Origin of the sequence: Pseudomonas sp. Y39-6 (assembly GCF_023651955.1) — a bacterium.
GTDB classification, from domain to species: Bacteria; Pseudomonadota; Gammaproteobacteria; order Pseudomonadales; family Pseudomonadaceae; genus Aquipseudomonas; species Aquipseudomonas veronii.
This window is the reverse complement of record NZ_CP069594.1, coordinates 3,856,261-3,879,865: the sequence shown is the minus strand read 5'-3', so window position 1 is coordinate 3,879,865 and position 23,605 is coordinate 3,856,261. Positions and strand designations below refer to the sequence as shown.

25 protein-coding genes are annotated in these 23,605 nt (G+C 62.7%); 15 read left to right on the top strand and 10 right to left on the bottom strand.

Annotated features, from left to right (window positions below; translation table 11 throughout):
* The first annotated feature begins 259 nt into the window (after positions 1 to 259).
* The 8 genes from JN756_RS17480 to metE all read left to right on the top strand — a co-directional run bounded on the left by JN756_RS17480 (position 260) and on the right by metE (position 9,740).
* Complete coding sequence (locus JN756_RS17480) at positions 260 to 1,279, top strand: LacI family DNA-binding transcriptional regulator (protein ID WP_046383687.1); 1,020 nt, start codon at positions 260 to 262, stop codon at positions 1,277 to 1,279.
* Entirely contained in the window at positions 1,263 to 2,267 is a 1,005-nt protein-coding gene (locus JN756_RS17475) for an ABC transporter substrate-binding protein (RefSeq protein WP_017846531.1), read from the top strand. Before JN756_RS17480 ends, JN756_RS17475 begins: the two co-directional genes overlap by 17 nt.
* On the top strand, positions 2,268 to 3,086 hold the full coding sequence (locus JN756_RS17470; RefSeq protein WP_017846530.1) for an ABC transporter permease: 819 nt from the start codon (positions 2,268 to 2,270) through the stop codon (positions 3,084 to 3,086).
* Positions 3,083 to 3,877 (top strand): ABC transporter permease, encoded by a 795-nt coding sequence (locus tag JN756_RS17465; protein ID WP_017846529.1) that lies wholly within the window; start codon positions 3,083 to 3,085, stop codon positions 3,875 to 3,877. Before JN756_RS17470 ends, JN756_RS17465 begins: the two co-directional genes overlap by 4 nt.
* Complete coding sequence (locus JN756_RS17460) at positions 3,874 to 4,905, top strand: ABC transporter ATP-binding protein (RefSeq protein ID WP_046484481.1); 1,032 nt, start codon at positions 3,874 to 3,876, stop codon at positions 4,903 to 4,905. Before JN756_RS17465 ends, JN756_RS17460 begins: the two co-directional genes overlap by 4 nt.
* Positions 4,906 to 4,915: 10 nt before the next feature.
* Positions 4,916 to 5,749, top strand: coding sequence for a phosphodiesterase (locus tag JN756_RS17455; protein WP_201021127.1), 834 nt, complete (start codon positions 4,916 to 4,918; stop codon positions 5,747 to 5,749).
* Between the two features lie 138 nt (positions 5,750 to 5,887).
* A complete protein-coding gene (locus JN756_RS17450; protein ID WP_046383684.1) occupies positions 5,888 to 7,207 on the top strand; it encodes an OprD family porin in 1,320 nt (439 codons plus the stop codon).
* 244 nt (positions 7,208 to 7,451) lie between these two features.
* Positions 7,452 to 9,740, top strand: coding sequence for a 5-methyltetrahydropteroyltriglutamate--homocysteine S-methyltransferase (gene metE / locus JN756_RS17440; RefSeq protein WP_201021126.1), 2,289 nt, complete (start codon positions 7,452 to 7,454; stop codon positions 9,738 to 9,740).
* A 58-nt stretch (positions 9,741 to 9,798) separates the two neighbouring features.
* On the opposite strand, the gene JN756_RS17435 is transcribed toward metE, so the two are convergent.
* Entirely contained in the window at positions 9,799 to 10,953 is a 1,155-nt protein-coding gene (locus JN756_RS17435; protein WP_201021125.1) for an acetyltransferase domain-containing protein, read from the bottom strand.
* A 119-nt stretch (positions 10,954 to 11,072) separates the two neighbouring features.
* On the opposite strand from JN756_RS17435, the gene JN756_RS17430 reads away from it, so the two are divergent.
* Positions 11,073 to 11,624: a DUF924 family protein gene (locus JN756_RS17430; protein ID WP_201021124.1), complete on the top strand. Its 552-nt coding sequence runs from the start codon at positions 11,073 to 11,075 to the stop codon at positions 11,622 to 11,624.
* A 96-nt stretch (positions 11,625 to 11,720) separates the two neighbouring features.
* Positions 11,721 to 12,353, top strand: a complete 633-nt coding sequence (gene yfcF, locus JN756_RS17425) for a glutathione transferase (protein WP_201021123.1) — start codon at positions 11,721 to 11,723, stop codon at positions 12,351 to 12,353.
* Here the strand turns inward: yfcF and JN756_RS17420 are convergent.
* Entirely contained in the window at positions 12,328 to 12,594 is a 267-nt protein-coding gene (locus tag JN756_RS17420) for a hypothetical protein (RefSeq protein ID WP_017846521.1), read from the bottom strand. The genes yfcF and JN756_RS17420 overlap by 26 nt on opposite strands.
* 132 nt (positions 12,595 to 12,726) lie before the next feature.
* Here JN756_RS17420 and JN756_RS17415 point away from each other — a divergent pair, with 132 nt between their 5' ends.
* Positions 12,727 to 13,371 (top strand): hypothetical protein, encoded by a 645-nt coding sequence (locus JN756_RS17415; RefSeq protein ID WP_057004679.1) that lies wholly within the window; start codon positions 12,727 to 12,729, stop codon positions 13,369 to 13,371.
* A 34-nt stretch (positions 13,372 to 13,405) separates the two neighbouring features.
* Entirely contained in the window at positions 13,406 to 13,747 is a 342-nt protein-coding gene (locus tag JN756_RS17410) for a hypothetical protein (protein ID WP_046383680.1), read from the top strand.
* A 39-nt stretch (positions 13,748 to 13,786) separates the two neighbouring features.
* Here JN756_RS17410 and JN756_RS17405 read toward each other — a convergent pair whose 3' ends face one another.
* Both JN756_RS17405 and JN756_RS17400 read right to left on the bottom strand, forming a co-directional pair.
* Positions 13,787 to 14,533, bottom strand: coding sequence for a creatininase family protein (locus JN756_RS17405; protein WP_057004677.1), 747 nt, complete (start codon positions 14,531 to 14,533; stop codon positions 13,787 to 13,789).
* Positions 14,534 to 14,562: 29 nt separating this feature from the next.
* The gene (locus JN756_RS17400; RefSeq protein WP_017846517.1) at positions 14,563 to 15,276 is read right to left on the bottom strand and encodes a murein L,D-transpeptidase catalytic domain family protein; all 714 of its coding nucleotides are present in this window, start codon (positions 15,274 to 15,276) and stop codon (positions 14,563 to 14,565) included.
* A gap of 39 nt (positions 15,277 to 15,315) precedes the next feature.
* Here JN756_RS17400 and JN756_RS17395 point away from each other — a divergent pair, with 39 nt between their 5' ends.
* Together JN756_RS17395 and dapF are read left to right on the top strand one after the other, a co-directional pair.
* On the top strand, positions 15,316 to 16,899 hold the full coding sequence (locus JN756_RS17395; protein ID WP_108526546.1) for a L,D-transpeptidase family protein: 1,584 nt from the start codon (positions 15,316 to 15,318) through the stop codon (positions 16,897 to 16,899).
* Positions 16,900 to 16,924: 25 nt separating this feature from the next.
* The gene (gene dapF, locus JN756_RS17390) at positions 16,925 to 17,734 is read left to right on the top strand and encodes a diaminopimelate epimerase (protein ID WP_201021122.1); all 810 of its coding nucleotides are present in this window, start codon (positions 16,925 to 16,927) and stop codon (positions 17,732 to 17,734) included.
* Positions 17,735 to 17,800: 66 nt separating this feature from the next.
* Here dapF and JN756_RS17385 read toward each other — a convergent pair whose 3' ends face one another.
* Positions 17,801 to 18,295, bottom strand: coding sequence for a DUF1543 domain-containing protein (locus JN756_RS17385; protein ID WP_046383677.1), 495 nt, complete (start codon positions 18,293 to 18,295; stop codon positions 17,801 to 17,803).
* A gap of 105 nt (positions 18,296 to 18,400) precedes the next feature.
* Between JN756_RS17385 and JN756_RS17380 the strand changes: the two genes are divergently transcribed.
* On the top strand, positions 18,401 to 19,222 hold the full coding sequence (locus JN756_RS17380; RefSeq protein WP_017846513.1) for an aldo/keto reductase: 822 nt from the start codon (positions 18,401 to 18,403) through the stop codon (positions 19,220 to 19,222).
* A 30-nt stretch (positions 19,223 to 19,252) separates the two neighbouring features.
* On the opposite strand, the gene JN756_RS17375 is transcribed toward JN756_RS17380, so the two are convergent.
* The 5 genes from JN756_RS17375 to JN756_RS17355 form a co-directional block, all read right to left on the bottom strand.
* Positions 19,253 to 19,582, bottom strand: a complete 330-nt coding sequence (locus JN756_RS17375) for a DUF6388 family protein (RefSeq protein ID WP_046383675.1) — start codon at positions 19,580 to 19,582, stop codon at positions 19,253 to 19,255.
* 22 nt (positions 19,583 to 19,604) lie between these two features.
* Positions 19,605 to 19,835, bottom strand: a complete 231-nt coding sequence (locus JN756_RS17370) for a hypothetical protein (RefSeq protein WP_376740626.1) — start codon at positions 19,833 to 19,835, stop codon at positions 19,605 to 19,607.
* Positions 19,836 to 20,265: 430 nt separating this feature from the next.
* Complete coding sequence (locus tag JN756_RS17365; protein WP_057004673.1) at positions 20,266 to 21,114, bottom strand: metal-dependent hydrolase; 849 nt, start codon at positions 21,112 to 21,114, stop codon at positions 20,266 to 20,268.
* A gap of 15 nt (positions 21,115 to 21,129) precedes the next feature.
* Positions 21,130 to 22,020, bottom strand: coding sequence for an SDR family NAD(P)-dependent oxidoreductase (locus tag JN756_RS17360; protein WP_017846509.1), 891 nt, complete (start codon positions 22,018 to 22,020; stop codon positions 21,130 to 21,132).
* On the bottom strand, positions 22,017 to 23,555 hold the full coding sequence (locus JN756_RS17355; protein ID WP_201021121.1) for a flavin-containing monooxygenase: 1,539 nt from the start codon (positions 23,553 to 23,555) through the stop codon (positions 22,017 to 22,019). The genes JN756_RS17360 and JN756_RS17355 overlap by 4 nt, the downstream gene beginning before the upstream one ends.
* Between the last annotated feature and the right edge of the window lie 50 nt (positions 23,556 to 23,605).

The window sequence follows — 23,605 nt, the reverse complement described above, 5'->3', positions numbered from 1 at the left end:
GGTTTCCAAGCATAGCCCCGGAATATGACTCTCCAACGGCATGCATCGACCCAATGTGGGAGGGGGCTTGCCCCCGATAGCGTTGTGTCAGACGCCCGATAGGCCAGCTGATCCACCGCCATCGGGGGCAAGCCCCCTCCCACATTCGGATCGCGGTGTGTCCAGGGCGCTGACATCAAACCGTCATCTGTCCACCACGTTCCTGCCACATTGCGCCGCTAATGTCCTCGCCAATGAGATCGATCTCAAGCGAGTGACCATGACTGATTTGAAAGACGTTGCACGGCTGGCCGGGGTCTCCCGTGCGACCGCTGCCCGCACCTTTGCCTCTCCCGACCAGGTACGCCCGGCGACCCGCGAACAGGTGTTCGCCGCTGCCCGTGAACTGGGTTTTCGGCCCAACTTGCTCGGCCGCCAACTGCGCCTGCAAACCACCAACCTGATCGGCGTGGTGGTGCCCAATCTGCTCAACCCGGTCTTCGCCGAGCAATTGCAGGCCATGGAGCGAGCGGCCCGTTTGCGCGGCTACAGCCTGTTGCTGGCAACCACCGACTACAGCAGCGAGCGCGAAAGCATTGTGGTGGAAGAGTTGCTGCGCCAGCGCGTCGACGGTCTGGTGCTGACGGTGACGGATGCCGAAAGCAACAGCGTGCTACACAGCCTGGCTACCGAGCAGACGCCGTTCGTGCTCGCCTACCACCAACCCAGCAACCCCGACTACAGCGCGGTGTCCGTCGACAACCGCGCCGGTATGGCCCAGGCAACGCGCTATTTGCTCGAAGCGGGGCACCGGCGCATCAGCATGGTCGCCGGCCCCGCGTTGCAGTCCGACCGCGCACGTCTGCGTTACGCCGGTTATTGCGATGGGATGAAAGAGCATGGCCTCCAACCCCGGCCAGTGATCGAAATGCCGGCCCACACCCAGGCCGAATTCGCCGCCATCGCTCCGTTTCTCAACGGCCCTGATGCCCCGACCGCGCTGGTGTGTTCCAACGACTTCCTGGCGATCAGCCTGATCGCCGAGCTGCGCCGCAACGCCTGGAATGTACCCGAGCAACTGTCAGTGATGGGTTTCGACGGCATCGCCCTCGGCACCCAGATGCACCCGACGCTGTGCAGCGTGGTGCAGCCCATCGCCTTGCTTGCCAGCACCGTGATTGACCAGTTGCTGGCGCAGATCGCCGGCAACGCCCCGATTTCCCATTGCCTGCCTTGCCATATCCGGCCGGGTGAAAGCACTCAACCCCATGAGGAGACCCTTGATGCGCGTATTCAGTAAAACCCTGGCCGCCGTGCTGCTGTGCGGCATGGCCAGCCTGGCCCAGGCCGCCGACACGGCGATTTGCTACAACTGCCCGCCGGACTGGGCCGACTGGGGCACCCAGCTCAAGGCCATCGCCGCCAGCACTGGCGTGCAGGTGCCGCTGGACAACAAGAACTCCGGCCAGTCCCTGGCGCAGTTGGTGGCGGAGAAAGCCGCTCCGGTGGCCGACGTGGTGTATTACGGCGTGACCTTCGGCCTGCAGGCGCAAAAGGCCGAGGTGGTCGATGGCTACAAACCCAAAGGCTGGGAGCAGATTCCCGCCGGCTTGAAAGACCCGACCGGCCACTGGTTCGCGATCCACTCCGGCACCTTGGGCATCATGGTCAACGTCGATGCGCTGGGTGGCTTGCCGGTGCCGCAAAGCTGGGCCGACCTGCTCAAGCCTGAATACAAAGGCATGGTCGGCTACCTCGACCCGTCCAGCGCTTTCGTCGGCTACGTGTCGGCGGTGGCAATCAACCGCGCCCTGGGCGGCGACCTGGACAACTTCGCCCCGGCCATCGACTACTTCCAGAAACTGGCGAAAAATGCCCCCATCGTGCCCAAGCAAACCGCCTATGCGCGGGTGTTGTCCGGTGAGTTGCCGATCCTGGTGGACTACGACTTCAACGCCTACCGCGCACGCTACAAAGACAACGCCAACGTCGCGTTCGTGATTCCCCAGGAAGGCAGCATCAGCGTGCCCTACGTGATGAGCCTGGTGGCCAACGCACCGCACCGCGCCAATGGCGAAAAAGTGCTGGATTTCGTGTTGTCCGATGCCGGCCAGGCGCTGTGGGCGAAGGCTTACCTGCGCCCGATACGCCCGGTGCAGATGCCGGCCGAAGTCGCCGCGCAGTTCCTGCCCGACAGCGATTACGCCCGCGCCGGCGTGGTGGACTACCAGAAAATGGCTGCCGTGCAGGAAGCCTTTGCCGCTCGTTACCTGAACGAGGTCAAGTAAGTGGCCGCATCGGCAAGACATACCGCCTGGGCCCTGGCCCCGGCCTTTGCGGTGCTGCTCGCGTTCTGGCTGTTGCCGCTGGCGCACCTGATGGTGCTCGGCGCCGAGAGCCGCGACAGCAACGGCAGCGGTTACTGGCAGGTCCTCAGCAGCGCGCAGTATCTAGGCAGCCTGGCGCAAACCTGTGCGCTTGCGGTGTTCGTCACTCTCGTGGCGTTACTGATCGGCGGCATCAGCGGTGTATTCCTGGCGCGCCAGCAGTTTTTCGGGCGTTCGGCGCTGGTTGCGTTGCTGACGTTTCCGTTGGCATTCCCGGGTGTCGTGGTGGGCTTTTTGGTGATCCTGTTGGCCGGGCGCCAGGGCCTGCTGGCGTCCCTGGGCCTGCAGTTGGCCGGTGAGCGCTGGATCTTCGCTTACTCGCTGGCCGGGTTGTTTATCGGCTATCTGTACTTCTCGATCCCGCGGGTGATCCTCACGGTGATGGCCGCGTGCGAAAGCCTCGACCGCAGCCTGGAAGAAGCCGCGCACTCGTTGGGCGCAGGGCATTGGCGCGTGGTGTGCGATGTGATCGTGCCGGGCCTGGCACCGGCGTTGGCGTCCTGCGGGGCGATCTGCTTTGCCACGTCCATGGGCGCCTTCGGTACCGCGTTCACCTTGGGCACCCGGCTGAACGTGACCCCGGTGGCGATCTACAACGTGTTCACCAACTACGCCAACTTTGCCGTCGCCGCGGCGCTTTCCGTGGTGTTGGGCGCGCTGACCTGGGCAGTGTTGCTGCTCACCCGGCGCTGGGTGAAAAACGCGGGGACTGTCCTGTGAAGCGCTCATCGCTGTTCGTGATGCAACTGCTGTTTACCCTGCTGGTGTGCGCCTTCATGTTGGTGCCGGTGTTGATGTCGTTGCTGGCCGGGCTCACGCGCAATTTCTTTGTGGGCCTGTCCAGTGGCTTGACCTTCGATTGGTTGATTCAGGTCTGGCAGGCCTATTCGCCGACGGTGTGGTTGTCGCTGCAACTGGCCCTGGCCTGCGCGGTGTGCGTCTGCGTGATCGGCGTGCCGGCGGCCTACGCCTTGGTGTGCATGAACAATCGCTTCAGTCGCGCCTTCGAGGAACTGATGGTGCTGCCGGTGGCGATGCCGGGGCTGGCCAGCGCGTTGGCCTTACTCTTGACCTACGGCCAGTTCGGCGCGTTTCGCAGCAGTTGGCTGTTCATTTTGGTCGGCCATGTGCTGTTCACCTTGCCGTTCCTGGTGCGCCCGGTGATGGCGGTGATGCAACGCCAGCAACTGCCGGTGCTGGAGGAGGCGGCGGCGAGCCTGGGGGCAGGTCCCATCAAGCGCTTTTTCAGCGTGGTGGTGCCCAACTGCCGGGCAGGGATTCTCGCGGGTGTGCTGATGGTGGTCACCTTGTCGCTGGGTGAATTCAACCTGACCTGGATGCTGCATACGCCCATGACCAAGACCCTGCCGGTGGGCCTGGCCGACAGCTACGCCTCGGCGCGCCTGGAAATCGCCAGCGCCTACACCCTTATCTTTTTGCTGATGATCGTGCCGCTGCTGATTGCGTTGCAGGCCATCAGTGCCCGTTTGTCCCGTGGAGAGCGTCGATGACCGCTATCACTATCCGCCTGCAAGGTTGCCGCAAGGCGTTCGCCGACGGCACCGTCGCCGTGCATGACTTGGACCTGACCGTCGAAGGCGGCGAAACCCTGGCCATCCTCGGCCCGTCCGGTTGCGGCAAAACCACGACGTTGCGCTTGATCGCCGGCCTGGAACGCCCGGATGTGGGCCAGGTGTTCTTTGGCGACCAGGACGTCACGCGCCTGCCCATCGAGCGCCGCGATGTGGGCATGGTGTTCCAGAACTATGCGCTGTTTCCCAACCTGGATGTGGCCGGGAATATCGTCTATGGCCTGAAGATTCGCGGCGTGTCGCCAGCGGAGCGCAACAAGCGCTGCGAGGAACTGCTGGAACTGGTCGGTTTGCAACACCACGGCAAGCGCAGCATTCATGAACTGTCGGGTGGGCAACGCCAGCGCGTGGCCTTGGCCCGTGCGTTGGCGCCGCGCCCCAAGGTGCTGTTGCTGGACGAACCCCTGGCCGCCCTCGATGCGCAATTGCGTGAGCGCCTGCGCAGTGAGTTGAATCAACTGTTGCGCGGCCTCGGTATCACCTCGGTGTTTGTCACCCACGACCAGGGCGAAGCCATGGCCCTGGGGGATCGCATCCTGGTGATGGAACACGGCCGCGTCGCGCAACTGGCCAGCCCGCGGGACATCTACCAGAAGCCGGCCAACGCCTTCGTCGCAGGCTTTGTCGGCAACCTGAATGCCTTCCAGGTCATTGAGCCGTCGCCCCATGGTTTGAAAGTCTGCGGCGGCGAATTGCCGTGGCATGCAGCGCAGTTGCCCGGCACCGTGTATTGCCGCCCCGAACACTTGCGGGTGATGGAACACGAAGGGCATCTGCACGGCCATCTGCTGGCGCAGTTTTTCCAGGGCGCGCAAAGCCGCCTGCTGGTGGATGTGGGCGGCCCGCAACCGTTGCTGGTCGACAGCAGCGACAACCAGCTGTACGCCGTCGGCGCGCCGATTGCCTTGGCCATCGCGCCGCACATGTTGTTCACCCTGAATGCGTGAGAGTTGCCTTGTGAACCGTCCGTTTTTTGTTGCACAGATCAGCGATCTGCACCTTAAAGCCGGCCAGCGCCTGACTTACGGCGTGGTCGACACCTTGGGCGCGCTGCGCCGTGCCGTCGACCATCTGAACGCCAGCCACCCGCGCCCCGATATCGTGGTGATCAGCGGCGACCTGGTGGACTTCGGCCGCGCCGATGAATACGCCGTGCTGCACCCTGAACTGGCGCGCCTGCACATGCCTTGCTACCTGGTGCCCGGCAACCATGACACGCGCGGGCCGTTGCTGGATGCGTTCCGCGATCACACCTACTTGCCGAGTTCGGCGGCGGGCCCGTTGGATTGGGTGGTCGACGCCCACCCGCTGCGCCTGATCGGCCTCGATTCCACCATTCCCGGCGGCCATGGCGGCCAACTGCTGGACAGCCAGTTGCAGTGGCTCGACCAGCAGTTGGCACTGCGTCCGCAAGCGCCGACCGTGCTGATCCTGCATCACCCGCCGTTTATCAGCGGCATCGGCCATATGGACCGCGAGCACTTTATCAATGCCGCCGCCCTCGAAACCGTTGTGGCGCGCCACCCGCAGGTGGAACGCTTGCTGTGCGGGCATTTGCACCGGTCGATGCAGCGGCGTTTCGGCGGCAGTTTGAGCTGTGTATGCCCTGGCACGTCGCATCAGATCGTGCTGGACCTGCAAGACGCCGCGCCGGCGCATTTCAACCTGGAACCGGCGGGTTACTTGTTGCATCGCTGGGATGCGCAACAAGGGTTGGTCAGCCACAACGGCGTATTTGGGGACTACCCGGGGCCATATCCGTTTTATGACGCTCATGGATTGATTGACTGAGGTTTTACGGAGGTTCACTTCACCCAACCAAGTAACTGAACGTTAGTTAACGCAACGGCCAACTCACGTGTGGCCGTGTGCTTCCTGCTGTCCATTTTTAGCGCCCGGAACTTGGATTCCGCGCCGGAGTTCGTCCTGATGAAAGCTACTTTGAATGTATTAAGCCTATTGACCGGCAGCCTGGGCATCGCCCTGAGCCCCCTGGCGTCGGCCGATTTCTTGAGCGACAGCAAAGCCAACTTGAGCATGCGCAACTTCTACTTCAACAACGACAACCGTGACGGCAGCGCCGCACCGTCGAAGACTGAAGAGTGGGGCCAGGCGTTCATACTCAATTACCAATCGGGTTTCACCGACGGCACCGTCGGCTTTGGCCTGGACGCGGTCGGCATGCTTGGCATGACCCTCGACAGCAGCGCTGGGCGCCATGTGGGCAGCTCGATGATCCCTACCGACGACGGCAAGGCCGTGGACAACTGGGCTCGCGGCGGCGCCACCGCCAAGGCACGCTTCGCCAAGACTGAAGCGCGCTACGGCTACCTGCGCCCGAACCTGCCGATTCTGGTGAGCAACGATGGCCGCCTGTTGCCGCAATCGTTCGAAGGCGGGCAGGTCACCAGCAAAGACATCGACAACCTGACCCTGATCGGCGGTCAGCTTCAACACACCACCGGGCGCGGCTCCAGCGACCGCAGCGGCCTGGCGGCGGCGGGCGGCACCCAGGAAAGCAATAAATTCACCTACGCCGGTGCCGACTACCAACTGACCAAGGACCTGATGGTCCAGTACTACTACGCCAACCTCGAAGACTATTACCAACAACACTTTGCCGGCTTGATTCATGTATTGCCGCTGGGCGACTACGGTTCGTTGAAAACCGACCTGCGTTACTTCAAGACCACCTCCGACGGCAAAAACAGCAGCGCCGCCGGGCGCGCCGAAGGCTACAAGTTCAGCGGCTATACCAAAAACGGCAGCGGTGAAATCGACAACAACACCTGGAGTGCGGCCTTCATCTACTCCCTGGGGTCCCACGCGATTACCGCCGGTTACCAGCAAGTGTCCGATGACAGCAACTTTGCCCAACTCAACCAGGGCGGCCTGGTGAACAAAGGGGAGGGCGGCTCCAGCCTGTACCTCTACACCGACCGGACAGTGCAAACCTTTATCCAGGCGGGCGAACGCACGGCCTTTGCGCAGTACGCCTATGACTTCGCAGCGTTGGGCGTGCCGGGCTTGAAGGCGTCGATGATGTATTTGAAAGGCGACCATATCCTCACCGCCAGCGGGAACAACGCCAGCGAGTGGGAACGGGATATCTCGTTGGATTATGTGGTGCAGAGCGGCACCTTCAAGAACGTCGGGTTCGGCTGGCGCAACGGTATGTCGCGCAGTGAGGTCGCGCGGGACCAGGATCAGAATCGGCTGTTCGTGAGCTATTCGATTCCATTGATGTAACAGCCTGTAGGAGCGAGCTTGCTCGCGAAGAACGCCAACGATCATGCGGGCTGCCTGACGGTACGCGGTGCACTTGGGTTCTTCGCGAGCAAGCTCGCTCCTACAAGGGTCAGGTGTTCAGGCGCCGTGAGCGCGGTATTAACATGAGTAGATCTTGTGATCATCAGGAATAAAATGAGTTTGTCTCACTATCGTCATCTGCCGACAATGGCTGCCATTACTACCTACAGTGGAGTTGTAAGTCATGGCAGTCGCTCATTCCCTCGGATTTCCGCGCATTGGACGCGATCGTGAACTGAAAAAAGCGCAGGAAGCGTTTTGGAAGGGCGAACTCGACGAAGCCGGCCTGCACGCTGTCGGCCGCGATTTACGCAAGGCACATTGGGCCCTGCAAAAACAGGCTGGCATTGAGCTGTTGCCCGTCGGCGATTTTGCCTGGTACGACCAGGTACTCACCCATTCGTTGATGTTCGGTGTGATCCCTGAGCGTTTCCGCCCGGCCGATGGCAAAGCCACCTTGCAGACCTTGTTCGGCATGGCGCGTGGCGTCAGTGACAATTGCTGCGGCGGGGCGCACGCCCAGGAAATGACCAAATGGTTCGACACCAACTACCACTACCTGGTGCCTGAGTTCAGCGTCGACCAGCACTTCCACCTCGGCTGGGACCAGCTCTTCGACGAGGTCAAGGAGGCGCTTGACCTGGGGCACACCGTCAAACCTGTGGTGATCGGCCCGCTGACCTACCTGTGGCTGGGCAAGGCCAAGGGCGGCGATTTCGACAAACTCGAGCTGCTCGACCGCCTGCTGCCCCTGTACGGCCAGATCTTCCAGCGCTTGGCTGACCTGGGCGTGGAGTGGGTGCAGATCGACGAGCCGATTCTGGTACTCGACCTGCCGCAAGCCTGGAAAAACGCCTTCGAGCGTGCCTACAACCTGATCCAGCGTGACCCGCTGAAAAAGCTGGTCGCGACTTACTTCGGTGGCCTGGAAGAAAACCTCGGCCTGGCCGCCAACCTGCCGGTGGATGGCCTGCACATCGACCTGGTGCGCGCACCGGAGCAGTACCCGACCATTCTCGACCGCCTGCCGGCCTATAAGGTGTTGTCCCTTGGGGTCGTCAACGGGCGTAACGTCTGGCGTTGCGACCTGGACAATGCCCTGGCCACCTTGCGGCACGCCCATGAAAAATTGGGCGATCGCCTGTGGGTGGCGCCGTCCTGCTCGTTGTTGCACAGCCCGGTCGACCTGGGCCGTGAAGACCAGCTCGATAACGAGTTGAAAAGCTGGCTGGCGTTCGCCGTCCAGAAGTGCGCCGAAGTGGCCGTGCTGGCCCAGGCCGTCGACCAGCCCGACGCGCCGAACGTGCTCGCCGCGCTCGCCGAAAGCCGCGCCGTACAGGCGGCCCGTGCCGCGTCGCCGCGCATTCATAAACCGGCGGTGCAAGCCCGCGTGGCGGCGATCACCGCTCAGGACAGCCAGCGCCAGTCGCCGTTTGCCCAGCGCATCGAGACACAACGCGCCGGTCTCAAGTTGCCGCTGTTCCCGACCACCACCATCGGTTCGTTCCCACAAACCGCGTCGATCCGCCTGGCGCGTCAGTCCTACAAACAAGGCAAGTTGAGCGAAGCCGAATACGTCGAGGCGATGCACAGCGAGATTCGTCACGCCGTTGAGGTGCAGGAAAACCTCGGCCTGGACGTGTTGGTGCATGGTGAAGCCGAGCGTAATGACATGGTCGAGTACTTCGCCGAGCAATTGGACGGCTACGCCTTCACCCGCTTCGGCTGGGTGCAGAGCTACGGTTCACGCTGTGTGAAACCGGCGGTGATTTTCGGCGACCTGAGCCGCCCGCAGGCGATGACCGTGGCGTGGATCCGCTACGCCCAAGGCCTCACCCGCAAGGTGATGAAAGGCATGCTGACCGGCCCGGTGACCATGCTGATGTGGTCCTTCCCGCGTGAAGACGTGAGCCGTGAAGTGCAGGCGCGTCAACTCGCCCTGGCGATCCGTGACGAAGTGGTCGACCTGGAAGCCGCCGGCATCCAGATCGTGCAGATCGATGAAGCCGCGTTCCGTGAAGGCTTGCCGTTGCGCCAGGCGCAGTGGCAGCACTACCTGGACTGGGCCACCGAAGTGTTCCGCCTGTGCGCCTGCGGCGTGCGTGACGAAACCCAGATTCATACGCACATGTGCTACAGCGAGTTCAACGATGTGATCGAGTCCATCGCGGCGATGGATGCCGACGTGATCACCATCGAAACCTCGCGCTCGGACATGGAACTGCTGGACGCGTTCGAAGCTTTCGCCTACCCGAACGACATCGGCCCGGGCGTCTATGACATCCACTCGCCACGGGTGCCGGACGCCTCGGAAATGGCCAACCTGTTGCGCAAGGCCGCCAAACGCATTCTGGCAGAACGCTTGTGGGTGAACCCCGACTGCGGCTTGAAAACGCGCGGCTGGCCGGAGACGGAAGCGGCCCTGATCCATATGGTCGCGGCGGCGCGGCAACTGCGCGCCGAACTGGCGTAACACGGCCCGACAAGGTGAGAGGGCGCTTGCGCCCTTTCACCGCAGGCGCAGTGACAGGTCACAGGTATTTAAGCCACGCCACATCCCGCCGCCGCGCCTTCAGCCCGGCAAACCAGCGCACCGGCCAATACAGCGCCATCGGCAAGAGCAGCGCGACCAGCCATACCGCGCCGACACTGTCGAAGCCGAAGTAGGCGCCATGGTTGAGGCCCAACAGCGCCACGCACGCGACATAGAGCATCTTCAGCACATACAGGTGCAACAGATAAAAGAACATCGGGGCTGCGCCGAATACCGCGAGCACGCCGATCCAGCGCCGCTGCCCCACGCGTTCAAGCGCCAGCAGCAATAACAGGCCAATGCCCAGCGTCAACGCGAGGAACAGCAGCGACGGCGGATACTTGGTGACATTGAAAAAGCTCATCAACGTCAGCACGCCGCTGTCATACGCGTGCCACGGCTGCTCGCCATAGCCATTGGCCGCCCGCAACAACACGAACCCCAGTAACGCACCAAATCCCGCCCGCAACAGGTAACGCTGGCGCAGGGCCGGCGCCATGGCCGTGGCAAACCATGGGCCCAGGCCGTAACCCAGCGCGATCACACCGATCCATGGCAACACCGGGTACGTGATGCGCAATCGCAGGTGATCGGACACTTCGATCCAACTACGCTCATGCAGGAGCGCCCACACAGTCTGCAGCGCTGTCCCTGGAGCGAAGTGCAGCGCGTCCAGCAGGTTATGCCCGGCCATGATCACCAGTGCCAAGCTGATCAGCAGCGGGCGCGGCAACCACAGCAGCGCGGCGAGGGCGATCATGCTCAGGCCAATCGCCCAGATCACCTGCAGGTAGATGACGCTGGGCGGCAGTTGGAAGGTCCAGGCAAAGTTGACCAGGCTGAACTCCAGCACGATCAAGAACAGCCCGCGCTTGAACAGAAAGGCCGACACATCGCCACGGCCCTGGTATTTTTGCCCGTACAACCAGGCGGACAGCCCGGTGAGCAACACAAACACCGGCGCACACAGGTGGGCGAGGGTACGGCTGATAAACAGCGCGGGCTCGGTGCTGTCGAGGCTCATCGGGTCGCTGACCTGACGGTGCAGCAGGAAGGTTTCGCGCACGTGGTCCAGCAGCATGAACAGGATCACCAGGCCGCGCAGGGCGTCGATGGAAAGCAGGCGTTGGCGCAGGGGAGCAGCGTCGGTCATGGGCGTGGATCACAAGGGCAGGATGGAAAGCGAATGTTATCCTATAACGTATGCGCGCGCCGCTGCGCGAAGTCATCGAGAGCGAACAGGTTCGCGCCTGGCATCGGGAGAGGCTGATCATGAGCAAGCCACACAACGACACCCCGCACACCGTCGTCGATTTCTGGACGCAGGCCGGCCCCAAGCGTTGGTTCGCCAAGGACGCCGCGTTCGACGCGGCGTTTCGCGACACCTTCAACGCAACTCATCTGCAAGCGGCGCGGCGTGAGCTGGAGGGCTGGCTGGACTCGGCGCAAGGTGCGCTGGCCTTGCTGATCCTGCTCGATCAGTACCCGCGCAACGCGTTTCGCGGCACGGCGCATATGTTTGCCACGGACCCGTTGGCGCGCCTGTATGCGCGGCGCATGGTGGATGCTGGGCTGGATCAATTGATCGAACCGGCATTGCGTGCGTTTTGCTATCTGCCGTTTGAGCATTCCGAAGACGCGCAAGACCAGCAACGCTCCCTGCTCCTCAACCAGCAGTTGGATGCCAACACTTACCGTTGGGCGAAGGAACACGCGCGGATCATCGAACGTTTCGGGCGCTTTCCCCACCGCAATGAGGTGCTGGCCAGGACGACCACGGAGGCGGAACGGGCCTTTCTGGAGCAGGGCGGGTTTGCCGGTTGAGGCGCTATTCCGCCGGGGAATGCCCCCATAAAAACTGCGCATTGTCTTTATCGCCGCCGATCTCGTAGCGTGGGGTTTCACTCAAGGAGATCCACCATGAACCAAGCTGCGCTGCGCCTCTACGTTGATTCGCTGTTCACCAGCCCCTACGCGATGTCGGTGTTCGTCACCCTGCGCGAAAAAGGCCTGGCGTTCGACACCGTGCCCCTCGACCTCGACGCCGCGCAACACCAGACGGCGGGCTTTGCCCAACTGTCCATGACCCAACGCGTGCCGATGCTGGTGGACGGTGATTTCTCCCTGTCGGAGTCCTCGGCGATCAGCGAATACCTCGACGAGGCCTACCCCGGAACGGCGGTGTACCCGGCCGATCCGAAGCTGCGGGCGCGGGCGCGGCAGGTCCAGGCGTGGTTGCGCAGCGATTTGCTGCCGATTCGCCAGGAGCGTTCGACGTTGGTGGTGTTCTATGGGCAGAAGATGCCGCCGTTGTCGCCATTGGCCGAAGCTGCCGCCCATCGCTTGATCGGTGCGGCGCAGGTGCTGTTGGCGGGGAATCCGGCGTACTTGTTCGGGGAGTGGTCAATTGCCGATGTGGACCTGGCGGTGATGCTCAACCGCCTGATCCTCAACGGCGACCCTGTGCCGGCCGACTTGGTGAGCTATGCGCAGCGCCAATGGCAGCGGCCATCGGTGCAGGAATGGGTCAATCTGCCAAGGCCCGCGCTTTAGGCCATTCCTGCGCGACGCGCCGGTCCAGCTCTTCCCAGTCCGCCATGCCCAGCACGCGGGTGGTGTTCAAACCGCGCAGGTAACCGAGCAATTGCTGGGCGATGGCGTAGGCCTGGTCCGGGTCGGCGGCCTCGTCCAGCAGCACGTCTTCATAGACAACCAGGTAATCGGCGACCCGATCGCGAAAATCCGGCAATACGGCTTCGCGGATGCGGTCGAAGGTTTTCTGGTGGGGTTTCATAGCGTGGTCCTTATAGATTTTATGTAAGCACTATTGATTCAGATAATAGTCAGCATCAAAGATTGCAAGTTCTGTTTTTTCCACAAAGGCGGAAAATCTCCCCATCGAGACGCAGTTCAAGGAAATCGCGCGATGAGGACGTTTATTCAACTGGCTTTAATGACCCTGATGATGAGCACTGTGGTCATGATCAACCCGGTAATCGCCGATGAACTGCGTACAGGCCATTTGCTGTCACTCGGCGGTAGCGTAGACTCGCTGCGGCACGAGCAGTCAGTGGGGGTGCTGTACAGCGAAAATACGGTCGACAACCTCAGCTACCTTGAACGCTACCACGCCACAGCCTTGAATGGCGCCAGAGATGCCCTTGATGGGCGCATCCGTGCGGCGTTCGTCAACAGTTCCGACCCGGAGTTGGCGATTGACTGGTTGATGAATTCGTTGCAAGGCACGTTTTTGTCGGTGACCGTTTACGACACGCTGGATGCGCTCGTGCAGGCTCACCCCGATGTGGTGGTGATGCTCGACACCCATAACCAACTGTTGACCCCGCGTAACGACCTGGTCGAGGCGCATTTTATCGCGCGCTTCTATGACGCGGACCTGCAGTACATCGCCAAGGCCGAAGGCTCGGTGCAGAAGCAGGTGCCGTCGGTGTGGGCGCATGACAAGGCGGCCCCGGAGATTGCCGCGCAGATCGAGCAGCAGCGCGATGTACAGCTCGATGCCTTGAAACAATTTGATGCGTCGCTCAAGGCATTAGTCCGAGCGGGTTGATGTGAACTTTTCCTTTTATATATTCAGGATTTCTATGCGCTCTTTTTTTGCCCCGGCCCTGGCTGTCGCTTCTTTGTTACTGGCCGGTTGTGTTTCCGCTCCGAATGCTCCGACATTGACCCTGCATACCGCCAAGACCCCCGAAGGTTATATGCAATGCGTGTTGCCCAAGCTTGAAAAACACAACCTCACCTCGACCGTGACGCAGAATTCGCGCCACGCCAAGGTGGTGTTGACCAGCAAGGTTGCCGCCGATGATGTACTGGAGGCCTACAAGAGCCAGGACGGCACCAAGGTGTTCCTGTATGAGCGCAAGCCGCTCGCGTCGACCATCACGCCGTCGCGCCTGGAATTGACGGCGCAAGAGTGCAAGTAACCGCAGGCCACCCATAACTCGGTGGGCGCGAGGGTTGGCTCAAGGGGTTGCTTCGTGGCTGAAGCTGTCGACAACCTTGACCAACCCTTGAGCCGCCAACGCCACCAACTCAGCGCCTTTCTCCACGGTCGCCAGGGCCGGGTCCGAGCCCATGCGCCCGTCGGGGAAGCGCGCGCGGAAGTCCAACGCTTCACGGATCGGCCCGGTGTTGGCGATCTGCGGCGAATAATCGGCAGACTTGATCGACTCCGGATAAGCCCATTGCGTCACGGCAATTTCCGACGGCGTGGCATGGCTGCCGTGGCCGACCGGGAACTGCCGGTGAGCCAGCTCGTTGACGCCGTCCAGATCCCACCAGTTCACCAGTTTCAGCGCAAACCCGGCCGGTTGGCGGGCGAAGCTGGCGGCGGCATACAGCTCGGAAAACGCCGCTTCGATCGTGGCGATGTTGCCGCCATGGCCATTGAGAAACAGGATCTTCTCGAAACCATGCCCGGCCAGCGAACGCACCCAGTCGCCAATCGCGGCAATAAAGGTGGAAGGGCGCAGTGAAATGGTGCCGGGAAAACCCAGGTGGTGCTGGGCCATGCCGATATTGAAGGTCGGGCCGATCAGGATGTCTGCGTGTAGCTGCGCTTGGTGGGCGATGATTTCCGGGCACATCCAGTCGGTGCCCAGCAGGCCGGTGGGGCCGTGTTGCTCATTCGAGCCGATCGGGATCACCACCGTGCGGCTGCGCTCCAGAAACTGCCCGATCTCGATCCAGGTGGACTTATGTAGAAGCATGCGACGCTCTCTTTATCGGTGGGGACAGGCTAACCGCCACGGATTGTACGACTACTCGCCACCTGTTGGGGTTTGCAGTTGAGGTAGGTCGAAGACTTCAACCAGCGCTGGTCCGGGTACCACGAGAACATGAACTGCCCATCCTTGAGTTTGTCCACCACCTGGCGCGCCACCTGCGGGCGCACTGCCGGGCAGCCCTGGCTGCGGCCGATACGGCCTTCGCGCTTGCTCCACAATGGGTTGACGTAGTCGGCGGCGTGAATCACCAGGGCACGGTCGCGCGCCTGATCATTGAAGCCAGGCTCCAGGCCGTCCATGCGCAACGAATAGCCATGGGTGCCCAGGTAACTTTCCTGGGTACGGAACAGGCCCAGGCTGGACTGGTGGCTGCCTTCACGATTGGAGAACTGGGTGGCGAAGTTTTCCCCGGACTTCGCACCGTGGGCCACCAGGTCGCGCAGCACCAGGGTCTTTTTGCGTAAATCGAAAATCCATAGCCGACGAGCGGTCGAAGGCTGGGAATAGTCAATCACGGCCAGGCGCTCGGAACGCTCTTCACCATTATTGACCGCGCACTGCACCGCGTTCAGCGCGCTTTTGAGTACAGTAGGATTGAGTTCTGGAGCCGAGCGCGCCAGGCTGCTATACAAGGAAACAGGGTTGCCGTCGGCGGCGAGCACAACGGTGCTCAGCGTAGCCACGGTCAAGGTCATCAGGCCGAGGCGGCACATAAAAGTCAGCATCTACAGTACATCCCCCCACTGTGGATTGGAGCAAAGCTATTGTTCAAAAAACACGCATGTTACTTGAGCATTTGCTTGCTCGTTGCACCGCTGGTCGCTACAGCCGACGAAGTACCGATGGGCACGTTACCGGTGATTCCAGCCAGCCCGGTCCAACAGGCCCTCGCGCAGTTGCCCAGCGTGTGCCCCAGCCTTGCGTCGCGCATCGACGCGGCGACATTGGCGCGTCTGCAGGCATTCTATCGGCAGCAGGGCGATGTGCCGCTGTGGGTCGCCGAACGCCGCCAGGCACTGCAAGCGCAGTTGCTGATGCTGGCCGACGACGGCCTGGACCCCACCCACTATAGCCTGCCCCCGGCGAACGCCACGGACAACGTGCTGTGCAGCGATATCGGCAGCAGCGAACAGTACCTGCAAGCCCTGCAGGATTTGCATTACGGACGCCTGCAGCAATCGCGCTTCGAACCGCTGTGGCATTTCCAGCCGCCCACCCGCGACCTGGATACCGAGGTGCTGGCCTTCGCCGCCACCGGGCTGCACGACATGGCGCAAGCCTTCGACCAGGCCCGGCCCAGCGCGGATTTATATCGCAGCCTGCGCAACGTCTATTCCACGCTGCGTAAGCAGCCATTACCGCATTGGGACGCGGTCGCCGGCGGGCCGCTGTTGCGCCCCGGCATGGAAGACCCGCGCGTGCCGGAACTGGCGCGGCGCCTCTACCGTGGTGGTTATCTCGCCAGCGAACCCAAGGACAACGGCAAGCTGTACCGCGACGAACTGGTCAAGGCGGTCAAGGCCTTCCAGGTCGGTCACTCATTGCAATCCGACGGCGTGATCGGCGCCGGCACCGTGGCCGAACTCAACATCAGCCCGGCGGTGCGCCGCGAACAGTTGCGCATCAACCTGGAGCGCTTCCGCTGGCTGAGCCAGGACCTGGAGCCCGAAGGCGTGGTGGTCAACGTCGCCGCGGCGCAATTGAGTGTCTATCAGAGTGGCATCCCGGTGTGGCAAACCCGCTTGCAGGTCGGCCGCGCCGAACGCCAGACACCGCTGCTCAAATCACGCATCAACCGGTTGACCCTCAACCCGACCTGGACCGTGCCGCCCACCATCATGCGCGAGGACAAACTCCCGGCCATCCGCCTCAACCCCGAATACCTGCGCCAGCAGAACCTGCAAGTGCTCGACCCCGAGGGCCGCCCGCTGGCGCCCGAACACATCGACTGGGCCCGCCCCGGCAACATCCTGCTGCGCCAGGAAGCCGGCCCGCGCAACCCGCTGGGCAAGATCGTGCTGCGTTTCCCCAACCCGTACTCGGTGTACCTGCACGACACGCCCAGCCAACCGCTGTTCACCAAAGGCCCGCGTGCGTTCAGCTCGGGTTGTGTGCGGGTCGAACAACCGTTGCTGCTGCGCGACCTGCTGGTGAGCCCGGCGGAGCGCGTTCGCACCGATGAATTGCTGGCCACCGGCGTGACCCATGAATTCCGCCTGGCGACGCCGGTGCCGGTGTTGCTCGGGTACTGGACCGTGGAAGTGGATCGCCAGGGCGAGTTGGTGTATGCGCCCGATATCTACGGGCGTGACCCCGTGTTGATGAAAGCCATGGGGAGCGTGCTCTGATTTGTCACCGCTCACAGAACACGCCATGACGCTGTCTTTCGTGAAGATGCACGCCCATGGCGACGACTTCCTCATCATTGATCGCCGTGGTCTGGATGATCCGATCTGCGCGCAGGTCGCTCGCCGTCTCGGCAATCGTCACACCGGCATCGGCTTCAATCAGTTGGCGGTGGTGCTCGATTGCGCAGACGCTGCCGCACGGATCAAATTCTGGAACCCCAATGGCACGCTCCTGCAAACCTGCGGCAGCGCTACGCGCGGTGTGGCCGAGCGGCTGATGCATGAAGCCGGCACCGATTCCATCGTGCTGCGTACCGACCGCGGTTTGCTGACCTGTGTGCGTGAGGCGGGGCGGCGGGTGTCGGTGAATATGGGCGCGCCATCGCTGGGCTGGGCCGCGGTGCCGCTGGCCGAGTCGATGGACACACTGTACTTGCCCCTCGAAGGCGACCCGGCGGCGTGCAGTATGGGCAACCCCCATTGCACCTTCTTTGTCGCGGACCTCGGCGCTGTCGACGTGGCAACCCTGGGCCCGGCCCTGGAAACCCACGTGCTGTTCCCCGCCGGGACCAATGTGCATTTTGTCCAGGTCATCGATCGCGGGCATATTCGCCTGCGGATCTGGGAGCGCGGCGGCGGCGTGCCGCTCGGGTCCGGCTCGTGCTGCTGCGGCGCGGTGGTGAATGGGATTCGCCGCGGCTTGCTCGACGACCGCGTCGAGGTGCAATGCGACGGCGGCACAGTCACCGTGCAGTGGGACGGGCAGGGCGGCGTGGTGTTGACCGGGAGCGTGGAGCCGATCATGCAGGGCATCGTCTATGTGCCCATAGGGTAAATTGAGTTCCGGCAGCGGTTCATCCGGTGCCGGCGGTTGAGCGTCGGCGGAGCGGGTAAAGCCGGTTCACGCCAGCACAATGTAGTCGTTCTGCTGGAGCACCGGCCGGTGCGGGGCTTGGACGAGGTGAAGGTAACGGCCGTCGACCAGATCGATGGGCAGGCAGTCGTCGATGTCCAGCACGCCGTCGGTGTGGGCCTGTGACCAGTGACGCAGCAGCTGTTGCTTGCCTTTGCCCGTCGCTTCCTTTTTGTCGCGGGCAACCACCAGCAGGTAGTGATGCGCCTCGCCAAAGCGGTTGGTCTCATAGCCGCCCAGGTTGATGAAGTACAGGCGCTGCGCGCCGGCCTGGGGCGCCAGGTGGCTGAGTTCGACTTTCCAACCGTCGACGCCATCGACCGCCATCCACGAATCGATATGCACGCCCTTGGGGCTGCCAAACCAGGCATCGCGTAACTGTGGGTAGGTGGCTTCCAGCGTATCCGCCACGGCGAATACCACGTCATGGACTTCGATCCTGGCCCGTGGGTGCTTGCCCCCGAGCATCACGACAAACAGCATTGCAGGCCCTTCCGGCGATTTGGCAAAAGGCAACCATACTTCGATTGAACCCGTTTGTCCGGTGAATGCCACACTGTTAACCCGCGAACGCATCAGGAGATTGTCATGCGAACCATCGATCTGGCCGGTGTTCCGGTCCCTGTCATCGGCCAGGGTACCTGGCGCATGGGCGAAGACCCGGACCGGCGCCGCGCCGAAGTCGCGGCGTTGCAGTGCGGTATCGACGAGGGCATGACCTTGATCGACACCGCCGAAATGTACGGCGAAGGCGGCGCCGAAAGCGTGGTCGGCGAGGCCATTCGCGGCAAGCGCGAGCAGGTGTTCCTGGTGAGCAAGGTCTACCCCCGCAACGCCAGCCGCCGGGGCGTACCGCGCGCGTGCGATGCCAGCCTCCAGCGCCTGGGCACCGATTACATTGACCTGTACCTGCTGCACTGGCGCGGTCAGTACCCGCTGGCAGAAACCGTCGAGGCGTTCGAGCGCTTGCGCGAAGCCGGCAAGATCGGCCGCTGGGGTGTTTCCAACTTCGATGTGGCCGACCTGCAGGAACTTGCGTCACCGGCCTGCGCGACCAACCAGGTGCTCTACAACATCCAGGAGCGCGGCATCGAATTCGACCTGCTGCCGTGGTGGCAACAACATCACTTGCCGTTGATGGCTTACTGTCCGATCGCGCAAGGCGGCGAATTACTGTCCAGCCCGACCCTCAAGCAGATCGCCCATCGGCATCAGGCGACGCCCGCGCAGGTCGCGCTGGCCTGGGTAGTGCGTCAGGACGGGATGATCGCCATCCCCAAGGCCGTCACGCAAGAGCATGTGCGGCTCAACGCCGCCGCCGCTCAACTGGTGCTGGACGAACACGACCTCGACGCCATCGACCGGGTGTTCGGAGCGCCCAAGCGCAAGCATCCGCTGGCGATGGTGTGAGGCGATAAAACCAGCATGGGGCGTGCCGCGTCAGCCGCTCACGCCATGCAACTCGCAGTATTCGTCCCAGCTCATCCCCGCCATCTGCGCCACTTCCTTATGCACTTCGAGGCGTTGCGCTTCGAATGCCTGGGCGGATTCGGCCGTCAGCTTGAGGGTCAGCTCCCAGGCAAACAGCCCCAGGCGCTCGGCTTCGGCTTCGAACGCCTCATGCAGGCGTTCGGCGCGGTATTGCGCAAGGGTTTCGCCTTTGGCCTGGGCGGCCAGCGGGTTCAGAGTGTCCAGTTGGGTGAGGACATCCGGGTGTGCCTGCAGAAATCGGTCCAGCGCGAGTTGATGGGTATCGCCGGGTTGGGACACAGGTGGGTTCCTCGAAAAAAAGTCAGGCATCTGCGCCGGCGTCTTGGCAAGCCTGTCTACGCCGGGCGCGTTTGCGCATGCGGCGGTTTATCCGGGTGCGTATGGGGTCGAGGACGAAAAGTAACAGGTACGCGGTCAGCACCAGTGTCAGGTCGATCCAGGTTTCGCTGATCGGCCCTAAAAACAGCTCCATAACCGCCTTGGCCAGGTAGAGCAAGGCAACCCCACATAACCACAGCAGTGCGTTAAACATCAGTGGGTGCATAGTATTAGACCGTTTGTGTTGCATCTCAAGCCAAGCTCCTTGCTGCTGGCGATTTCAGCGTGTTCCCCTTGCTGCGCGATCCGGGAACCCTGAAAAAGTCGCAGATATTACATCTTGAAACAGGCTTAGGGGCTGGTTTTTATCAGAAAGTTCCGTCGCTAAAGCGCAAGCGCGCACATGAGCGTGCTGAGAAACCTGAAAAATCAACTGGGCGACCGCAACGGCTTTTCGTGCCGCGCCTGGTCATGTGTGGCGTTGGCCGGTGTGTTCCCGGCCCTGTCTTTGAGGGGCTGCGCGCCGGCCGTTAGGGCGCGCTGTGCGTTATTCGGCGTCAGCGGCGTGCGCCTCGACGCCGACCCGAGCACCCACGGCGATCAGGGTGGTCGTGGTGCTGTACCAGGTTGCGTGCGCGGCGGGTCTAGGCCTGGGCCGATCGGTATTCGCGCTGGGTCTGTTCGATCTCTTCGACCAAGCCCTCGATCCTCGCCAGGCGCGCACGGTTGTCGTGGTCCCACGGATGAAAGCCTGGCTTGAAGTAGTGCAGCCACGGCCGCAGCATCCGCGGGAACACGCCCTTGGGTCCATACAAAAACTTGAGCATGCGCCAGAACCCTTGCACATGCCCGCCGGCCTTGCGGTCGGCAATCAGCAGGCGCAGGTGGAAGTCGAACACCACCAGCCAGAAGAGCAGCGTCGTGGTCAGCATGCTCCCGGTGCGCAGCAGGTAGCGCAGGGGGCCCGGCTTGATCACGCGGTTCCACACGTCAAACGCTACCGCCTTGTGCTCGGTTTCTTCGAGGGCATGCCAGTACCACATCTGCTGGTAACCCTTGTGTGAATCGCCGAAGCGCGAAGGGTCGCTCAGGAGGATTTCCGCGAGCATCGCGGTGTAATGCTCCAGGGCGATGGTCACCGCCAGGTTGAACGCCGGCGGCAGGTGTTTTTTCTGCAGGTCGAGGAAGAATTTCAGGCGCCGGTCCAGGCGATGTGCCGGCAGGCCTGCGGCTTGCAGCAAGTCGTTATAGGCGAGGTGTTCGCGGCTGTGCATGGCCTCCTGGCCGATAAAACCCTGGATCTCCTGTTTCAGCGCCGGGTCATCGATGCGTTGGCGGTAGTGGCGCACGCTGTCCATGAAAAACAGCTCGCCCTGGGGAAACAGCAGCGACAACGCATTGAAAAAATGCGTGATGAACGGACCTTGTTCGTGCCAGTCCTTGATGCGTTCGGCCGGCAAGGCAAAGCGGATATCGCGACGGATCGGTAGCATGGGGCTTGCTCCTGTTCAGAGACGGCTCTCGTCGTTGCTGTCAAACAGCGGCGTTGGGCGTTTGGGGGCCATGCGCTTGCTGGCGAACACCACCAGCGCTTGATAGGCCGCCGGCAGGCAGCGGGTGAGCAGGTCGAGAACATACGCATCGCGGCCGATGAGCACGCGGCGTTTATTCTTGCGCACGCCCTGCAGGATCACTTTGGCGGCCTGGTCGGCGTCGGTGATGAACAGCTTTTCGAAATCGGCGCGGGCCTGCTGTTCGCTGTGGATCAAAAAGCCGGTCATGTTGGCGTCGATGCGGCTGCTACGGCAGATATCGGTGCGGATGCCGCCGGGGTGGACACAACTGGCCGAGACGCCGCAACGTTGCAGGTCCAACTCCTGGCGTAGGGCTTCGGTAAAGCCGCGCACCGCGAATTTGCTGGCGTTGTAGCCGCTCATGCCGGGCTGGGCAAACAGCCCGAACACGCTGGACGTGTTGACCACATGGCCGTCGCCGCTGGCCTTGAGATACGGCAGGAAGGCCTTGGTCCCGTACACCACGCCCCAGAAGTTGATGCCGATGATCCATTCCAGATCGCTGTAGTCCACGCCTTCGACGGTGCTCGACAGCGCCACTCCGGCGTTGTTGAAGATCAGGTTGACCTGGCCGTGCTCGGCAGCGCAACGCGCCGCCCAGTCTTGCATGGCGTGCCGGTCGGACACATCCAGCACCTGGGTGGTCACCCGCACCGGCGCCAGGGTGGCGGTTTGAATCAACGCCACGGTCTGGTCCAGGCCTTGGCTGTTCTTGTCCGCCAGCGCCAGGTGGCAACCTTCGCGCGCCAGGGCCAGGGCCAATGCGCGGCCCATGCCGGATGCCGCGCCGGTGATCGCCGCCACGCGGCCGTTGAATGACTTCATGACAGGCTCCCTTCTGCGGTGGAATGTGGCGCAGCCATTGCGCGGGGCGCCGCGTCAATCGGTGCCATGCTGGCGACATAATCCTTGAGCGCAAAATGCCGGGTGATCTGCTTGAAGCGCCAGGTTGAGCCGGGCCACAGGGTGGTGTTCTTGCCGGTGCGAGGGTCGAGGTACCAGCTCCGGCAGCCGCCGGTGTTCCAGATGGTGCGCGTGAGTTTGTCCTGCAATTGGTGGTTGTAGGCTTGTTCCACCGCGGGTTTGACCTCCACTGTGGCAATGCGGTGGCGCTGCATTTGTTGCAGCGCATCGAGGATGTAAGCGACCTGGGCTTCGATCATCAGGATCATCGAGTTATGCCCCAAGCCGGTGTTGGGGCCGATGATCAGGAACAGGTTCGGGTAGCCCGGCACCGTGCTGCCTTTGTAGGCATGGGCGCCGTCGTGCCAGGCGTCCATCAGGTCGACGCCGTGACGCCCGATGATGCAGTCGCGGGGCAGCGGGTCGGTGGCCTGGAACCCGGTGCCGAAGATCAGGCAATCGGCCGGGTGCTTGACGCCGTCGGCGGTGATCACGCCATCGGCTTCGATGCGCAGCACGTCGTCGGTCACCACCTGCACATTGCTGCGCGACAACGCTGGGTAATAGTCGTTGGAGATCAGCACGCGCTTGCAGCCGAGGGTGTAGTCCGGCGTCAGCGCCTTGCGCAGGGCAGGGCGGGTGACGTGTTTGTGCAAGTGGCGCAGGGCGACTTTCTGCACCATCTTCATCAGCCGTGGGTGCCGGGCAAAGCCCACCACGCGGCCTTCCAGCGCCCAATACAAGGCGCCGCGCACCAGCCGTTGGGTGAAGGGCAGGTGCTTGAATGCCCAGCGCTCAACGCGGGAAATCGCTCGGTCGGGCTTGGGCATGATCCATGGCGGGGTGCGCTGGAACAGGTCCAAATGAGCGACCTGCGGCGCAATCTGCGGCACGAACTGAATGGCACTGGCGCCGGTGCCGATCACCGCCACGCGTTTGCCCTTCAGGGTATAGGCGTGGTCCCACTGCTGGGAGTGAAAGCGCTGGCCCTTGAAGCTGTCCAGCCCCGGAATATCCGGCAGCGCCGGGCGCGACAAGCCGCCCATGCCCGACACCAGCACCCGCGCGCTGACCTGGCGCCCATTGCTGAAGCTCAGTTGCCAGCGTTGTTGCTGCTCATCAAACACCGCACGTTGCAGGCCCATGCCGAAGCGCAGATACGGCGCTAGCGCGAAACGTCGGGCGCATTGCTCCAGGTAGGCGCGGATCTCCGCTTGCGCGGCGAATTGGCGGGTCCAGTCCGGGTTGGGCGCAAACGAAAACGAATAGACGTGGGACTGCACATCGCAGGCGCAGCCAGGGTAGTGGTTGTCGCGCCAGGTGCCGCCGAGTGTCTCGGCCTGTTCGGCGATAAAGAAGTCGCTAAAGCCGGCTTCCTTGAGCTTGATCGCCATGCACAGGCCGGCGAAGCCTGAACCGATGATGGCGATGTCGATGGAATCACTGTGGGCATTCATAGGCGGACCTGCGTGGGCATCGGATGTGCTCCTGTTTTTGTTTTGTCTTT

What these genes read in the sequence shown, in the direction of transcription:
- JN756_RS17480 (WP_046383687.1), top strand. Translation starts at nt 260, where the DNA reads ATGACTGATTTGAAAGACGTTGCACGGCTGGCCGGGGTCTCCCGTGCG.
- JN756_RS17475 (WP_017846531.1), top strand. Translation starts at nt 1,263, where the DNA reads ATGCGCGTATTCAGTAAAACCCTGGCCGCCGTGCTGCTGTGCGGCATG.
- JN756_RS17460 (WP_046484481.1), top strand. Translation starts at nt 3,874, where the DNA reads ATGACCGCTATCACTATCCGCCTGCAAGGTTGCCGCAAGGCGTTCGCC.
- JN756_RS17450 (WP_046383684.1), top strand. Translation starts at nt 5,888, where the DNA reads ATGAAAGCTACTTTGAATGTATTAAGCCTATTGACCGGCAGCCTGGGC.
- metE (WP_201021126.1), top strand. Translation starts at nt 7,452, where the DNA reads ATGGCAGTCGCTCATTCCCTCGGATTTCCGCGCATTGGACGCGATCGT.
- JN756_RS17435 (WP_201021125.1), bottom strand. Translation starts at nt 10,953, where the DNA reads ATGACCGACGCTGCTCCCCTGCGCCAACGCCTGCTTTCCATCGACGCC.
- JN756_RS17430 (WP_201021124.1), top strand. Translation starts at nt 11,073, where the DNA reads ATGAGCAAGCCACACAACGACACCCCGCACACCGTCGTCGATTTCTGG.
- yfcF (WP_201021123.1), top strand. Translation starts at nt 11,721, where the DNA reads ATGAACCAAGCTGCGCTGCGCCTCTACGTTGATTCGCTGTTCACCAGC.
- JN756_RS17420 (WP_017846521.1), bottom strand. Translation starts at nt 12,594, where the DNA reads ATGAAACCCCACCAGAAAACCTTCGACCGCATCCGCGAAGCCGTATTG.
- JN756_RS17415 (WP_057004679.1), top strand. Translation starts at nt 12,727, where the DNA reads ATGAGGACGTTTATTCAACTGGCTTTAATGACCCTGATGATGAGCACT.
- JN756_RS17410 (WP_046383680.1), top strand. Translation starts at nt 13,406, where the DNA reads ATGCGCTCTTTTTTTGCCCCGGCCCTGGCTGTCGCTTCTTTGTTACTG.
- JN756_RS17405 (WP_057004677.1), bottom strand. Translation starts at nt 14,533, where the DNA reads ATGCTTCTACATAAGTCCACCTGGATCGAGATCGGGCAGTTTCTGGAG.
- JN756_RS17400 (WP_017846517.1), bottom strand. Translation starts at nt 15,276, where the DNA reads ATGCTGACTTTTATGTGCCGCCTCGGCCTGATGACCTTGACCGTGGCT.
- dapF (WP_201021122.1), top strand. Translation starts at nt 16,925, where the DNA reads ATGACGCTGTCTTTCGTGAAGATGCACGCCCATGGCGACGACTTCCTC.
- JN756_RS17385 (WP_046383677.1), bottom strand. Translation starts at nt 18,295, where the DNA reads ATGCTGTTTGTCGTGATGCTCGGGGGCAAGCACCCACGGGCCAGGATC.
- JN756_RS17380 (WP_017846513.1), top strand. Translation starts at nt 18,401, where the DNA reads ATGCGAACCATCGATCTGGCCGGTGTTCCGGTCCCTGTCATCGGCCAG.
- JN756_RS17370 (WP_376740626.1), bottom strand. Translation starts at nt 19,835, where the DNA reads ATGTTTAACGCACTGCTGTGGTTATGTGGGGTTGCCTTGCTCTACCTG.
- JN756_RS17365 (WP_057004673.1), bottom strand. Translation starts at nt 21,114, where the DNA reads ATGCTACCGATCCGTCGCGATATCCGCTTTGCCTTGCCGGCCGAACGC.
- JN756_RS17360 (WP_017846509.1), bottom strand. Translation starts at nt 22,020, where the DNA reads ATGAAGTCATTCAACGGCCGCGTGGCGGCGATCACCGGCGCGGCATCC.
- JN756_RS17355 (WP_201021121.1), bottom strand. Translation starts at nt 23,555, where the DNA reads ATGAATGCCCACAGTGATTCCATCGACATCGCCATCATCGGTTCAGGC.